This window comes from Diaphorobacter sp. HDW4B (assembly GCF_011305535.1).
Classification (GTDB): Bacteria; Pseudomonadota; Gammaproteobacteria; order Burkholderiales; family Burkholderiaceae_C; genus Diaphorobacter_A.
The window spans coordinates 811,006-824,421 of record NZ_CP049905.1; the positions used below are offsets into that span (position 1 = coordinate 811,006).

Sequence of the window (13,416 nt, forward strand, 5' to 3'; positions counted from 1 at the left end):
ATGCACCACTTGTGAAATAGGCGCCAACGGCCGGCAGGTGGTGTTTCTGCGTTGCGGGAGCTACCCTGGCCGTCGGCAAAACTGTTCAGCCCGCAGGCTGGGTCTCGTCGTATTCCTCGCGCCACTTCGCCTGCTCCAACTGCTCACGCAACGATGCGGCAATGCGCTCTGCTTCTTCCAGCTCTTGCTGGAGTTGTGCGGCGGTTTTCTCGGGCGCTGTCACGCAGGCACCTCATTGCGCATGGAGCGCACGGGCAACGTGACCATGTCGCGCTCGGTGCGCGGCTTCCCTGCCGCATTCACCGCCTGAGCGGCGCGGCGCAGCTTGCGAAGGGCCTCTTCGGCTTCACTGATCTCGCGCTCGATCACTGCAAGCTCGTTGTCGCTGACCACGCCGTCAGACATGGCCTCGATGACCACCGAAGTCACATCACCGGTTTCACGCACGAGCGAGGTGATGCGTCGGACTGGATCTGCGCATGCGATCAACGCCTCGTCGTGAAGAACGAAGCGCCCACCACACTCTTCTGCAATGTGAGAGGCGTAGTCGTAGCAATGAGGGGTCTGCGCCTGGCAGCAGGCAACAGCCGCCGCGAGAGCATCAACAGCCCCGAGCTTGTGATGCGCACTGCCCTGAAGCTCCTTGCGAAACACCTCGTCGGATTTGTCGACACACAGACGGGCAAGCAGCGTCTTGCGCCCACCCAAGTAGTTGGTAATGCCGCGCGTCAGCGCATCGAGCAAAGCACTCATGTCCGGTTCTCCGAAATCTGGACGTGGACGCTGCGAGCCGCTTGCCCGAGGATTGCATCCATGAATACGAAACACAGCCCCATAGCCCGCAACACCAGCCGCGCCATCCACAGCAGCGTCAGGACCAGCGTTACCAGCAACGTCGATGCGGCAGGCGCGACACGTCGACGAATGCAAACAAGCAGCTTGGAAATGGCTTGGGTCGGGGATGGGCTTGCGATCAGGTTCCGCTCAACATCAGTTGAGCTGGGCGCGAAGGGGCGGAGATGAGCGGCCATTGCTCAGGCCTCCTGTTGTTTGGGTTGGTTGGTGGCGCGGACTTCGCGCTGGAACTGGGCGCGATCAGTGAGCGGGATGTCATCGAGGCTCAGACGGCCATTGCTCACGGCCACCATTGCGTCAGCCAATCCAAGCTCAACGCGCTTCGAATCTGTGTATGCAAGCTGATGGCAGAGGCCGGTGGTTGTCCCCGCCTGAGCGGCGAAGTCGGCGCGGTCGGCAACAGCCAATGAGAGGTAATAGGTCTTGAACGACATACCCAACACAATACCTAAAGGTATTGAAAAATACAATACCCAAAGAACCATTTACACAAAAATACCTCAAGGTAACAATCTGCTGATGGATGACTACGAACGACAGCAGGCGCTGCTTGCGAAGATCAGAACCCGCTTCTGTGGTGGTGTTGCGTCACGTCTTGCCGCAGCAATAGGCAAAGATCCGAGCTATGTGAATAGGCTGTTCTATCCGCGAGAAAAGAAGGGCGCGAAAGGAATCGGGCCGGAAATTCAGTTGGCGACCAAAAACGTCTTTGATCTACCTCGCGGCTTCTGGGATATGCACCCAGATGAGGTATGGCCGGACGAGCCGAGTGGCGTCGTCATTCACGGAGACTTTGGAGCAAAGAAAAGTGCGCTCCCATTGAGAATTACACAATACAAGACAGGGGGTGCGATGGGTGATGGGCTGGTGCTCAGGGAACAACCGGGCGTGATTCAAGGGTGGGATGTGTCGCCGGAGTGGGTCCAAAAGAACCTGCCCTATCACACAAGCTTTGAAAATTTGAGCATCGTGACGGGCTTTGGGGACTCGATGCTAGGCATGTTCCATCCCGGCGATCCGCTGTTGATCGACCACGGCATCAATATCTGCGACGTGGATGGCGTCTACTTCTTCCGCGTAGATGGAGAGGGCTTCATCAAGCGACTCCAGCGGATTCCTGGCGAAGGGATTCTGGTGATTTCCGAGAACCAGAAATACCGCGACTGGACAATCAAACCATCAATGGATTTCGCGGTTCTGGGGAAAGTCTTGCAAGTCTGGAAGAGCGAAAAACTCTAACCAACCAAAGGAGGAGAAGATGACGAGACTTCTTCGCTCCATCTGGAGATGGATGTAACCCCATCCGAGACACCATTTAATCGAATCGAAGGTAGGCAGAAATGTACGAGTACACCTTGAGAGAACAAGCCTTGAGGCAGGTGCTTGGATGCATCTTTGAGGAGCATCCAAACAGGCCGCAGGCCCTCGCTCAGATAGATGGATTGATCTCCCAGATGATGCGCACTGATGGGGTTGTCCATGCATCTCTCCTGCATGAAATAGAAGTCCTTCGCGCCGAACTGGGATGGACCGGGGCAACTGTTCCTGCTTCATTGCGAGAGTGAATTCGGCTTGCTTACTTGACTCACTGCTGTTCAGGCGTGAATGAGCAACGACGACGAAGCCACCCAAGGCCCAGCACTCAAGAAACCGAAGCAGCACGCGTAATCCCATCTGAAGTGCTGTTTGGGGACCTGGACGCAACGAAGCCACCCTTAAGATGGCTTTTTTATTTGCGGGTCAGATCGGCAAGTGCGACCGGTAACGATGGTTGACTTTGCCGATCCATCAGTGGCGGGCACAATTTGCCCATGGTTCCAGCAACACATTTCCAAGAGTATGTGGGCACCCTCAGTGAAGATGATTTTGCGCTTTACTTGGAGTCGTTGCCCTCACCGCATCTGACCGAGCATGATGTCCTTTCGCTTGGAGAGGCCATAGTAATGATTTTTGAGCCCCCATCGCCGCGGAAGCAAGAGCGGTCAATCATGGCAATTTGCGACTGAAATGAGGTTCTTGTCTACCGAGCTGCAACATGCGCTGGTGTATAGATGAAAACACACTCTCCTGCGCGGAGGGGGCTTTTTGGGCAAGCACGGTTTAAGGTCACTTAAAAGCCTACGGTGGGCGCAGGCGATTCATCCTGATCCGCAGCCATAGACCGGAGGCCTATATGCCCTCTCCCCTATTCCTGCTCCGAGACTTTCCTTCTGGGAAGTCACCAAGAGCATGCTGTTCGCCACCGCTAGCAATCCACCACCGCAGAGACAAGAGAAGAAAACCCCGCCCGACAAAAGGAAGAAGAGGAGAAGCAGCAGCAAATCACTGGTCGAAACACCAGCACTAAGCATGATGTGACCTGATTTGCAACGGCAGCAGACGGGAAGCCATCGTTCGCGGTGGATTTTCTATTTGCAGTGCTGTAGCATGCGCTAGGGTATAGATGAAAACATGCCCTCCTGTGCCACCCTTCGGGGTGGCTTTTTTTCGCCTATTCATGCAAACCCTATCCGCATTTCAGGGGATGGCGCTAGTTCGCTGGTTGGCAGACACTAACAACAATGATCAATATTTTTAACAATTCTTGATCAGAGTTTTGCCAAATAGCTTCAGGAGGGGTCATGTCCAAATTGCAATCCCTTGTTGATCATCCGATCAACGCAGCACCGCCAGGACTCGCGTTTTGTTGGGCGCAAGAACTGCAATGCTCCAAGATGTTGGGTCATCCTCGCATTGACTGGAACAGCGCCCCTTCTCGCGCACATTGGTGGGCCATGGATGCAAATGGCGAAGCCCATTGGTTTGTTGATCCGCGAGTATCCGCGTTTGAGACATGTTGGCGATTCGAGGTTGCAGCAGCTCCAAATTTCGGATTTGTGGGTGACTATAGGCAGTCGTTGACTGAACGACCATCCAAGTAAGTCTTTGTGCCATCCCCCCAGCAGGGGAACAATAGAGAGTAGTGTTATCGAAGGCGACCTATACCAGTTCGTCACAATAGACCGGAGGTCTATATGTTCACACACGATTTCTATGAGCGCTACTTAGCATTTTGGCGCGACATGTGGGCGACGCTTTGGATACCACTCAATCAGCTGGCACCGCACCCTGTAGATCAAGCTGATGCCGCGAGCAAAGAGCCGCAAGACAAGCCTCAGAAATAGACCCCGCCAAGAATCAACACTCCACCCGCCGCGAGCGGGTTTTTTGTTGCCTGTCGAATACGAGGATACCCGAAGAATTGTAACAACATGACCTTTAGGTATTGATAAAATAGATACCTAAAGGTATATTTCATCCATCGCAGCAAACAAAGCAAAACGACCTCAGCAAGCGATACGAAGCCGACAGCCAACAGGATGCAAAGGCGGGTCTAGCTTCAACGGGAGCGCAGCAGATGTTTGTACGCGGTGGGCATCAAGTGATCGAGCCGACTGCCCTACGGTCATTAAAAACGTACTCAGGCCGATGTTGCTCACTCCGCCCGTGGAGTGTTCGTCCGGCCAAGCATCTGCAGGCATGGCTGCAGCTCTGCGACGGTGCCCAACCGTGACCAGCAAAGTCGAATTGGTGAGGCAAACAGGGTTGCCAAGAACAAAAAATCCCAGCGTGCAAACGCCGCCAGCCCTTGGGCGAGATCAGGGGCAAAACAAAAGGCGCTTCACACGAGACGCCTTTTGTTTTTCAAGGAGCAAGCAATGGAGCAACTGAGGCTCAAGATCACTGGCACCGCACCACTGTTGATGCACGCTGACACGCTGGCCAATCCGCTCAGTGTCGCGGCCAAAGCGCACAAGGAGTTGACTGCCAAGCGCAAGAAAACAGACGCTGACCATCTGGACATCGCACGGTCGGAATTCCTCGCCGGCTGCTACTGGAGCGCGGAGGATGGTATCTATGTCCCGGGTCAGAATTTCGATGCCGCCTTTTGCGCTGGCGCGAAGCTGCAAAAGCTGGGCACGCACTGGAAACGTGGGGCTTTCGTGCTCGAGGATCGCGTCAAGCTACTGCACGATGGACCTGACACTCCCGATGCGCTATGGAACGAGCCCGCCTTTGTGGATTGTCGCGGGGTGAAGGTGGGCCAAGCCAAGGTGATGCGCTACCGACCGATCTTTTTGAACTGGGCGGCAGAGGTGATGCTGACCATTAACCCTGAGGTGCTGAGTGTGCGAGAAGCACAGAAGGCTGTCAGTGACGCGGGTGCACTGATCGGTGTTGGGACTTACCGCCCGCGGTTCGGCCGTTTTGAGGTGAACTATGTCTGATGTCGTACTGCACCCAGCATGGAGGCAAGCTGTGCACGATTTTCTTGCCGAATTTAAGTATGGCGACATCGTTCCGCATAGCTGGCTGGTAGCTCACTTTGGGCTGCCTCTGCCGGACGACACAATGTCTGCCGCTTCGTTCCAGGCCAGACAGTTTGAGTGGCTATCAAGCATCGAAGGCTTCAAGTCCACGCTGCTGCACGACCATCAGGTGCTATTGCAGTCCGTGCGCGGCGAAGGTTATCGCTGGGTTCCTCCCCCTGAGCAAACCCAGGCAGCCACGAAGGAGTTTGAGCGCGACGCGCGCAAGGCATTTCGCACCGCAGGCAATCGGCTCAAGAACATCCGGCACTTGGAGCTGACCGAGGATCAGCGGCGCACGAATGTCGACGCGCTGGCAAGGCTTTCTCAGCTTCGTGGGACCACCCGCGCACTCCTCCGCTGACGTAGCTGCAAGCTCATTGTGAAGTGAGCTTGCGGATGCGAAAGCATCTTTGGCCGGGCATGGCGCAGTTAGGCAGTGTTTGGCAGGGCAGAGCCAGCCGCGGCAGTGCGCTGCTTGGCTTGGCATGGCAAGGGCTGAAAACAGCGGCCATCGTCTTCGAAAGAGGGGGATGGTCAGTGGGGTCAGCAATCATCAACCACCGGCCCGGCTTTTGCGCGGGCCTTTTCTTTGGAGGTTTCGTGAACACCGTTCGATCATTCCTGAACTTAATTGGAATGCGCCGTCATTCCGCTGGCGGCATCAAGTCTCTGAAGTGGGCACTGCGCCTGCTCTGGCGCAACAACCAAACCAGTCGCCGTCGTTCGCATGTTGAGCGCCGCGCCGAAGTCGAACGCGCTGCACGTCAGCGTCTTTGAAAGATCACATGAAAAACATCCACCTCAACACAACAATGAAAAGTGAAGTCATTTTGATGATGGCGTATGCGGCATATCGCCCAGGTGCGTCCGACGCTGATGCGCAGGCAAAGCTTCGTCGAGGCTTCGAGTCCATCGTTGACGAGTTGCGCCGCATTGAAGCAATCCCCAAGGCTGACATTGACGAGTTTGTCGCGGCCTCAAAAGCTGGCGCAGAAGTCGAACAACTCATGATCCATGCAGTCTTGTTCGCCAACATGCTGCCGGACGTTGACTACTTTGCGGCTCTGGTGGGTGCAGGCTTCGGTGACGATGAGGAAATCATGCAAGGCCCACCGATTGCGGTCAACGAGAAGTTCATGGAGGCCGGGAACGCCTTGAAGGCCTTGCGCGATCAACATGGTGACGATGCGGTTTGTTCTCCAGAAGGCGACAGGCTTTTCATGCAGTTGCTGGAGAACGCTCCTCCCGAGTTCATGGACATCGTGAGCAACGAAGCCAAGGAACGCGGTCTACTGCCTGAAACCAAGTACGTGAACGATGCAGGCGAGCCCGTCTATTCCGCTCAGCAGCTCGCCGATCAATTAGGCGTACCGCTTGAACAAGTTGAGGAGGACATCAAGCGACTCGTCGGCGACCGCCTTCCGGTAGGCAAGGTGCATCAACTGCAGTAAGCCAAAGATCAGCACGGAAAACCTTCGTGGGTTGGGCAAATGTCGTCCAACACACTTTTGAGTAACTCAACAGTCCCCTACCCGTGACGGAAGTGTGCGTCGCAATTTCTTGGGAATTAACGGATATTCAGGACCAGAAAGGAAAGCAGCAATGAGCAACATCGCCCCATCCACCCCCACACCGGTCACCATGACCAGCCTCGAAATCGTCGATTTCATCAACGACCTTCGCAAGGAAGATGCACACGCTGCAGGCGCGGCATTCCCATCTCAAGGATTCGCCAAGCTGGAGCACTCCGACTTCATGAAAAAGGTGCCTGAAGTACTGGAGGAACGTGCCGGAATTTTTTCCGCCACGTACCAAATCCCTGGCCCGAATAGCTCCAGCCGTACAGCGCCCTGCTACCGCTTCCCGAAGCGCGAAGCCTCGCTGATGGCGATGAGCTACAGCTACAAGATCCAGGCCAAGGTGTGGGACCACATGACGGCACTGGAGGAAAAGCTGAACTCCCGCGAGTCTGCTGCACTGGAGCAATCGACAAAGCCCGCGCGCGTTCGTGGCCGCACGCCGCTGGAGCAAGTGAAGATCATCAACTTCGTGGGGGATGCGTTGAAGGATGTCCCCGGCGTGCGCCTGGGCCGTATCGCCGCCGCCAAGCTCAAGGCCTTTGCCGAGCAAACGGGCCTCGATTTCAGCGACTTCCGCCGTGCGCTGCCACCCTTGCCGCTGGACCAGATGGTGCACCTGAACCCCACGCAGATCGGGGCGCGCGTCGGCGAGTTGACCGGGCGCGGGAAGATCAGCGGTCAGGCCGTCAACAAGATTCTTCTCTCGCTCGGCCTGCAACGCAGGGTGGAGGATGGCTATGTGCTGACCGAGGCGGGCACCAAGTACGGTGAGATCCACGATTACAAGGCCGAGAACGATCACTCAGGCTTGCAGATTGACTGGTATGAGTCGGTGGTTTCACTGGTCCGGGACAACCTGCCAGAAGCAACCGGGAAGAGCAGCAAACGCAGCATGAAGCTGCGCCCGGGTCCCGGCGAGCCGCGGGGAGCCATGTCGTGAACAGATCCCCAAAAGGCGAAGCCGGAATGCGCTTGGACCCGCAAACCGGCTTCTAGATCAAAAACCACTCGTAGGAATTTAGATCATGAGCGAGATTATCGCGCGCCCCGCTGCGGGCGCAAGGGCTACCCACGCCCAACGGAAGGCTACCAAGGCCGTCAGCCTACCGGTGGCGCAACAGGCACCCGCGCAAAGCGAGCGCGACACGCTGGCGCTGCAGGTGGCGGAGATCCTGCAGACCATGTACATGGCTGCGGCGTACTACGATGATGGCGGGCCCCGCACGAATAACAACACGCACTTCGATGTCGTTGACCACCTGCTTGGCCTGCTGCTCGCACCAGAGCATCACGAGCGCGGCGAAGCAGATCCGGAGTGCGGCGACATCCACGAGCATCTCACGCAGATCGCTGATGAACTGCAGGATGGCGCGAGCCTGATGGACGAACACCCGCTCGCGAACCTTGCGGCTCCAATGCAGGCGATGTACGCAGCCATGGCTCACCGCGCAGCCGAGTATGCGGATCGCCTGTTCATGGCGTACTGCGCGGACTCGCTCGATGACCTGCGCCACCTGACGACCTTCGCAGGCATGCGCCCTTTCCGCGACCGCCCGCAGCCGTCGATTCGCCGGGTTGAAGAAATCCCAGTGACCACCGCAACAGAAGCCCACAAGGCCGGAGAAAAGGGCCGTCTGCTCGCGCTTCAATGCACATGGGACATCGATGCTGTAGCAAATGCCGTGACGTCGATGGCTGATGAGATCGTTGGCGACTCCCTTACCGAGGGTCTGCTGCGCTGCTATGGCACTCGCATCATGTCGCTGAACGGAGCACTTATGTCGTATCTGGATCAAGACCCAATGACTGCCAAAGATATGCACCGCAAGGTATTCGGCGGAGCAAAGGCATTCGAAGGAGCTGCAGCATGAACGCCGTCATCGAAAAGCAAAACGCCAAGTTCCTGCCCAAGAAGGCCGCGCCAGCCCCAGCGAAGAACGATCTCGGCGCATCACTGAGCGTCCTGCAGGGCTTGCTTGACAGCGCATGGCAATCATCATGCGATCCCGAGCAAGGCTCCTGCGATGGCACCCGCCTGCTGGCCACGGCCACATCTATGGTTGAAGGCCTGCAGGCTGACCACAGTAGCCCGGTCAAAGTAGAGTGCGCACTCTATGACGTAGCCGCGCAAGTGAAGGCTGCACTGCTGGTGCCAGGCGATACGCCGTCCGCTGAGCGCGTTGCGCTGGTGGGCCAGATCGGCGTCGTGCTGGGTGGGTTGCTCGACGATCCGCTGGTGCTGAAGAACTGGGGCCCAGCCCCAAGCAGTACGCCCGCCTTCGCATTCGAAGAGATCGATTTCCCTGAGGTGATCCCGAACGTACACGCACGCGTCATTGAGGCGCTGAGCGTGCTGGAAATGGCTGCTGAGCATCACGGCGACCATGCGGTCTGGGGTCTTCATCACCTCACCGATTGGCTCGACGCGCAATGCGAGATGCATGAGTCTGACCGCACGCCATGGACTGATGGGCAATTCAGTAAGTTGCTCGCAGATGTCGCCACGACCGTTGCCGTGCTTGATGAGATCAACAACCGGCTGGACTGCCAGTTACTGCACGCAGCGCGGACGATCCTCAACGTAGCCATGGAGTCGCTGAACGCCGCAGATGCAGCTTCATCTGCCAAGCGCAAGGCAGAGCAGGAGACGCCTCAATGACAACCGCAACGAAAGACCCACGCCCAGTAATCACCGCTGCCCGGTTCGTGACTGTCGAGTTGGCTGCCGTGATGACAGGGCTGTCTGCAGGAGCCATTCGCAAGCGCATCGAGCGCGGCGTCTGGCTGGAAAACAAGGAATGGCGACGCGGTCCTGACGAACGCGTCTGGATTGACACCAAGGGGATTGAGGCATGGGTACTTCAAAAATCGGCGGCGGCGTAGAGATTCGGGAAAAGAGCATCCGACTCTTTTTCGTCTGGAACGGCACGCGCTACCGCGAAACGCTGACCATCGGCGGGAAGGTGGCAATGCCCACCGCCGCCAACATCAAGCACGCCCACCGCACTGCGCTTGAGATTCGCAACAAGATCAACGTAGATGCATTCGTGCTGGCCGAATACTTTCCGGACTCGCCACGAGCGAAGCAGACCATAGCCACTGACGAGCGAAATTTTGGCCAGTGGTGCGAGCTCTGGCTTGAAACGAAGGGGCGTCTTGCCAAGAACACGCGCGACCAGTACAGGTGCGCCCTCGAAATCTGGAAGTCGCTCTACGGCGCCGAGTCGGCGATGAAAGACCTCACGCACGCGGTCATTGCCGCCAAGGTGGGCAACACGCCGTGGAAGTCACCGAAGCTCCTGAACAACTACCTGATCAGCTTGCGCGGTGTATTCACGCTCGCCGGTCGCGAGCTGAAGATCGAAGACCCCATGGACGGGATCGAGAACAGCAAGCACCAGCCCCCGCAGCCGGATCCACTCTCGCCCGACGAGATGGAGCAGGTTCTTGCTCACCTGCGCGAGAAGCTTGATGTGCGGGCATGGGCCTATTTTGAGTTCGCCTTCATGACCGGAATGCGCCCAGAAGAGTTGATCGAGCTCCGCTGGGGGGATGTCGACTGGAAAAGCCGCACCATCCGGGTCGAGCGCGCCCGAACGGCTGGCGAGGTAAAGCCCCTCAAGACCTACAACGCGCGTGACGTGGACATGGTCAGCCGGGCCATTGCGGCTTTGGAAGTCATGAAACCGTGGACGATGGTGGGCAGCAGCGGGCCAGAGGATGGCCCGAAAGGTCGCCAGATCTTCGAGAACCCCGGCACCGACAAGCCGTGGCACGACGAACGCAGCCAGCGCGACACCTACTGGCGCCCCGCCCTGCGAGCTGCCGGGATTCGCTGGCGCCGGGCGTACCAGACGCGGCACACCTACGCGACCAATGCACTAGGGGCCGGGGTGAATCCTGCCTACATCGCCAGGCAGATGGGGCACAAGAACGCGAAGATGCTTTTCACCGTCTATGCGAAGTGGATCGATGGGGCTGACCGTGGCCGGGAACTGGCAAAACTGGAGGCCGTGCTCAGAAACGAAAAAACCGCCCAGAAGGCGGTTTAATCTACGAGAACTCTTTGACGAGTTCCCCAAGAGTTCCCTGAAATTCTGAAGTCTGGTCTCCTTCAGAGGGAAAACTTGGTAGGCGCGATTGGACTCGAACCAACGACCCCCACCATGTCAAGGTGGTGCTCTAACCAGCTGAGCTACGCGCCTGTTAATCTTTTCGAGAAGCTGAAATTATAGCAGTAAAAATTCGCTGTTTTTTTTGAATCTCGAAGATTTTTTCTTCAAATCTCTCAAACCGCTTGCTTTGCCGCCTCAACCCCGCGAAGCCTTCGATTATGGCACAGTTTTAACGCCTTCTCGCAGAAAACACCCCTTGAACGTTCGCAACCAGTCCCAACACCTTGTTGAGGCGGCCAGAGTCGGAGACTTCCACGGTGAAGGTCATCCAGGCTGTGCCCTTGACGGACTGGGTCTGCACGCCGATGACGTTGGTCTTTTCGCGGGCGAAGACTTCGGAGATGTCGCGCAGCAGGCCCTGACGGTCGTGGGCTTCGACGGAGACGTCGACGGGGTAGACGGCGCTTTCCTTTTGCGGCTTGGATGCGCCCCACTCCACTTCGATCACGCGCTCGGCGTTGCGGGCGGCCATTTCGCGGAAGTTGCTGCAGTCTGCGCGGTGCACGCTCACGCCCTTGCCGCGTGTGACGAAGCCGCGAATCTCGTCCGGTGGCGCGGGGCGGCAGCATTTGGCGAGCTGGGTCATGAGCGAGTCGATACCCACGACCAGCACACCGCCCTTGGAGCCCGAATCGCTTGCGCGGCTCTTGCGCACGAGGTTCATCTCGTCCGCTGTGATCTCGGTCGGCGCGGGCGCGGGGCGCAGCAGCGTTTCAATCGAGCGCAGGGACAGCTCATCCTTGCCGACCACTTCAAACAAAGCGTCGGCGGACTTGAGCCCCAGTTGCGTGGCCAGGTCATCAAGCTTGATGGCCGTTTTGCCTTCGCGCTGCAGCAGCTTTTCAACCGCTTCGCGCCCCTTGGCGACCGTGACGTGTGTGGCCTGCGCGTTGAACCAGGCGCGCACCTTGGCGCGGGCGCGATTGCTGGTGAGATAGCCGAGTTCGGGATTCAGCCAGTCGCGCGAAGGACGCCCTTCCTTGACTGTAGTGATCTCGACCGTCTGCCCGTTTTCGAGCGGCGTGTTGAGCGTCACCATGTTGCCATCCACCTTGGCACCGCGGCAGCGATGGCCGACGTTGGTGTGCACGGCGTAGGCAAAATCGACCGGCGTGGAGCCGCGCGGCAGCTCGATCACGGCGGCGTCGGGCGTCAGCACGTAGATGCGATCGTCGAACAGCCCGCTGCGGCTGGCCGTGCCGGTCATGTCGCGTTCCCAGGCGAGCAGTTGGCGCAACACGGCAATCTTCGCGTCGTATTCGCTCGCGGCCGACACGCCCGCGTAGCCCTTGGTGCCTGCTTCCTTGTAGGCCCAGTGCGCAGCCACGCCGCTTTCGGCGTGGTCGTCCATGGCCTGCGTGCGGATCTGGATTTCGATGGCCTTGCCAGCTTCATCGCGCACCACGGTGTGCAGCGATTGATAGCCGTTGGGCTTTGGGCGCACGATGTAGTCGTCGAACTCGGCTTCCAGCGGCTCGAAATGCGAATGTACCCATGACAGCGCGGCGTAGCAGTCCTTCACCGAAGGCACGATCACACGCAACGCGCGGATGTCGAACAACTGGTTGAAGTTGAGCGACTTGCCGCGCATCTTCTTGATGATGCTGTAGATGTGCTTGGGGCGGCCCTTGACCGTCGCGCTGATGCTGCGAGCACGCAACTCGGATTCAAGGCGGCTGCGCAACTGCTCCATGTAGAGCTCGCGCTCGGCACGTTTTTCATCGAGCAGACGCGCGATTTCCTTGTAGGTGTCCGGCTCCAGAAAACGGAAGGACAAGTCCTCCAGTTCCCACTTGATCTGCCAGATGCCCAGGCGATTGGCGAGCGGCGCAAACACCTGCAGCGCCTCGCGCGCCATGCCGGGTGACACCGGGCGCTTGGTGGCTGCATAAAAGCGCAACGTCTGCAGTCGCGATGCAAGGCGCAGCAGCACCACGCGCAAGTCCTTGGAGAACGCGAGCAGCATCTTGCGCACGTTCTCGGTTTGCGTGGCCACGTCGTCCACCTGCATGCCCGCCACCTGCGCCGCACGCGCCTGCTCCTGCACGCGCATGAGCTTGGTGGTTTCGCAGGCCAGCTCGGCAAAGTTCTGACCGAAGGCCTTGGTGATGACTTCTTCGGGCTTGTTCAGATGCGACGAGGCATAGACCAGATAGACAGCCGCCTGCAGCGTTTCCGAGCTGCCGATGCCTTTGAGAATGGCGGCCACCGCATCGGCGTGTGCCAGCGTGCTTTCGCCGGTTTCAAGAAATTCGCCCGTGAGCAGCGGTACGGAGAACGCACGCACTTTGTCGAGCGAACCCACATGCTCGGCACCCACATCGGCCGTGGCTGCGATCAATTGCGGAACGGCTTCAGCCGCCAATCCGGACAGGGACGCTGAACCCGATGCCGGTCCGTTTCCGACATTCAGGGATGTGCCGATTGCATTGGTTTTCATGGGTTCTCCGTTCA

General features: G+C 58.1%; 16 protein-coding genes and 1 tRNA gene. 10 read left to right on the forward strand and 7 right to left on the reverse strand.

The genetic code is table 11. The features are described from left to right. Positions 1–85 precede the first annotated feature (85 nt). From G7048_RS03860 to G7048_RS03875, 4 genes are read right to left on the reverse strand one after another with little or no spacing between them, the layout of a single operon-like run. Entirely contained in the window at positions 86–223 is a 138-nt protein-coding gene (locus G7048_RS03860; RefSeq protein WP_166066884.1) for a hypothetical protein, read from the reverse strand. After that, entirely contained in the window at positions 220–753 is a 534-nt protein-coding gene (locus G7048_RS03865) for a phage regulatory CII family protein (RefSeq protein ID WP_166066885.1), read from the reverse strand. The genes G7048_RS03860 and G7048_RS03865 overlap by 4 nt, the downstream gene beginning before the upstream one ends. After that, positions 750–1,031 carry a hypothetical protein gene (locus G7048_RS03870; RefSeq protein WP_166066886.1) on the reverse strand — a complete coding sequence of 94 codons (282 nt, stop codon included), beginning with the start codon at positions 1,029–1,031 and terminating at the stop codon, positions 750–752. Before G7048_RS03870 ends, G7048_RS03865 begins: the two co-directional genes overlap by 4 nt. Positions 1,032–1,034: 3 nt before the next feature. Continuing rightward, positions 1,035–1,289: a hypothetical protein gene (locus tag G7048_RS03875; RefSeq protein ID WP_166066887.1), complete on the reverse strand. Its 255-nt coding sequence runs from the start codon at positions 1,287–1,289 to the stop codon at positions 1,035–1,037. Between G7048_RS03875 and G7048_RS03880 the strand changes: the two genes are divergently transcribed. Beyond that, positions 1,279–2,094 (forward strand): S24 family peptidase, encoded by an 816-nt coding sequence (locus tag G7048_RS03880; protein ID WP_240933158.1) that lies wholly within the window; start codon positions 1,279–1,281, stop codon positions 2,092–2,094. The genes G7048_RS03875 and G7048_RS03880 overlap by 11 nt on opposite strands. On the opposite strand, the gene G7048_RS03885 is transcribed toward G7048_RS03880, so the two are convergent. Further along, positions 2,091–2,336, reverse strand: a complete 246-nt coding sequence (locus G7048_RS03885) for a hypothetical protein (protein WP_166066888.1) — start codon at positions 2,334–2,336, stop codon at positions 2,091–2,093. The genes G7048_RS03880 and G7048_RS03885 overlap by 4 nt on opposite strands. A gap of 2,058 nt (positions 2,337–4,394) precedes the next feature. Between G7048_RS03885 and G7048_RS03890 the strand changes: the two genes are divergently transcribed. The 9 genes from G7048_RS03890 to G7048_RS03930 all read left to right on the forward strand — a co-directional run bounded on the left by G7048_RS03890 (position 4,395) and on the right by G7048_RS03930 (position 10,839). After that, on the forward strand, positions 4,395–5,123 hold the full coding sequence (locus G7048_RS03890) for a hypothetical protein (RefSeq protein WP_205750330.1): 729 nt from the start codon (positions 4,395–4,397) through the stop codon (positions 5,121–5,123). Between the two features lie 31 nt (positions 5,124–5,154). Next, on the forward strand, positions 5,155–5,568 hold the full coding sequence (locus tag G7048_RS03895) for a hypothetical protein (protein WP_205750331.1): 414 nt from the start codon (positions 5,155–5,157) through the stop codon (positions 5,566–5,568). Between the two features lie 35 nt (positions 5,569–5,603). Continuing rightward, positions 5,604–5,984, forward strand: a complete 381-nt coding sequence (locus G7048_RS03900; protein ID WP_166066177.1) for a hypothetical protein — start codon at positions 5,604–5,606, stop codon at positions 5,982–5,984. Between the two features lie 8 nt (positions 5,985–5,992). Further along, on the forward strand, positions 5,993–6,658 hold the full coding sequence (locus G7048_RS03905) for a hypothetical protein (protein WP_166066890.1): 666 nt from the start codon (positions 5,993–5,995) through the stop codon (positions 6,656–6,658). A gap of 151 nt (positions 6,659–6,809) precedes the next feature. Next, positions 6,810–7,727 (forward strand): hypothetical protein, encoded by a 918-nt coding sequence (locus G7048_RS03910; RefSeq protein ID WP_166066891.1) that lies wholly within the window; start codon positions 6,810–6,812, stop codon positions 7,725–7,727. Positions 7,728–7,812: 85 nt separating this feature from the next. Beyond that, on the forward strand, positions 7,813–8,658 hold the full coding sequence (locus tag G7048_RS03915) for a hypothetical protein (RefSeq protein ID WP_166066892.1): 846 nt from the start codon (positions 7,813–7,815) through the stop codon (positions 8,656–8,658). Beyond that, positions 8,655–9,446: a hypothetical protein gene (locus G7048_RS03920; RefSeq protein WP_166066893.1), complete on the forward strand. Its 792-nt coding sequence runs from the start codon at positions 8,655–8,657 to the stop codon at positions 9,444–9,446. Before G7048_RS03915 ends, G7048_RS03920 begins: the two co-directional genes overlap by 4 nt. Continuing rightward, positions 9,443–9,670, forward strand: a complete 228-nt coding sequence (locus G7048_RS03925; protein WP_166066894.1) for an excisionase — start codon at positions 9,443–9,445, stop codon at positions 9,668–9,670. Before G7048_RS03920 ends, G7048_RS03925 begins: the two co-directional genes overlap by 4 nt. Then, positions 9,640–10,839, forward strand: a complete 1,200-nt coding sequence (locus G7048_RS03930; protein WP_166066895.1) for a site-specific integrase — start codon at positions 9,640–9,642, stop codon at positions 10,837–10,839. The genes G7048_RS03925 and G7048_RS03930 overlap by 31 nt, the downstream gene beginning before the upstream one ends. Positions 10,840–10,915: 76 nt before the next feature. Here the strand turns inward: G7048_RS03930 and G7048_RS03935 are convergent. Both G7048_RS03935 and G7048_RS03940 read right to left on the reverse strand, forming a co-directional pair. Then, positions 10,916–10,992: transfer RNA gene (locus G7048_RS03935), tRNA-Val, on the reverse strand. 139 nt (positions 10,993–11,131) lie between these two features. Continuing rightward, positions 11,132–13,402 carry a bifunctional (p)ppGpp synthetase/guanosine-3',5'-bis(diphosphate) 3'-pyrophosphohydrolase gene (locus G7048_RS03940; RefSeq protein WP_166066896.1) on the reverse strand — a complete coding sequence of 757 codons (2,271 nt, stop codon included), beginning with the start codon at positions 13,400–13,402 and terminating at the stop codon, positions 11,132–11,134. Between the last annotated feature and the right edge of the window lie 14 nt (positions 13,403–13,416).

What these genes read in the sequence shown, in the direction of transcription:
- G7048_RS03865 (WP_166066885.1), bottom strand. Translation starts at nt 753, where the DNA reads ATGAGTGCTTTGCTCGATGCGCTGACGCGCGGCATTACCAACTACTTG.
- G7048_RS03870 (WP_166066886.1), bottom strand. Translation starts at nt 1,031, where the DNA reads ATGGCCGCTCATCTCCGCCCCTTCGCGCCCAGCTCAACTGATGTTGAG.
- G7048_RS03875 (WP_166066887.1), bottom strand. Translation starts at nt 1,289, where the DNA reads ATGTCGTTCAAGACCTATTACCTCTCATTGGCTGTTGCCGACCGCGCC.
- G7048_RS03885 (WP_166066888.1), bottom strand. Translation starts at nt 2,336, where the DNA reads ATGGACAACCCCATCAGTGCGCATCATCTGGGAGATCAATCCATCTAT.
- G7048_RS03900 (WP_166066177.1), top strand. Translation starts at nt 5,604, where the DNA reads ATGCGAAAGCATCTTTGGCCGGGCATGGCGCAGTTAGGCAGTGTTTGG.
- G7048_RS03905 (WP_166066890.1), top strand. Translation starts at nt 5,993, where the DNA reads ATGAAAAACATCCACCTCAACACAACAATGAAAAGTGAAGTCATTTTG.
- G7048_RS03910 (WP_166066891.1), top strand. Translation starts at nt 6,810, where the DNA reads ATGAGCAACATCGCCCCATCCACCCCCACACCGGTCACCATGACCAGC.
- G7048_RS03915 (WP_166066892.1), top strand. Translation starts at nt 7,813, where the DNA reads ATGAGCGAGATTATCGCGCGCCCCGCTGCGGGCGCAAGGGCTACCCAC.
- G7048_RS03920 (WP_166066893.1), top strand. Translation starts at nt 8,655, where the DNA reads ATGAACGCCGTCATCGAAAAGCAAAACGCCAAGTTCCTGCCCAAGAAG.
- G7048_RS03925 (WP_166066894.1), top strand. Translation starts at nt 9,443, where the DNA reads ATGACAACCGCAACGAAAGACCCACGCCCAGTAATCACCGCTGCCCGG.
- G7048_RS03930 (WP_166066895.1), top strand. Translation starts at nt 9,640, where the DNA reads ATGGGTACTTCAAAAATCGGCGGCGGCGTAGAGATTCGGGAAAAGAGC.
- G7048_RS03940 (WP_166066896.1), bottom strand. Translation starts at nt 13,402, where the DNA reads ATGAAAACCAATGCAATCGGCACATCCCTGAATGTCGGAAACGGACCG.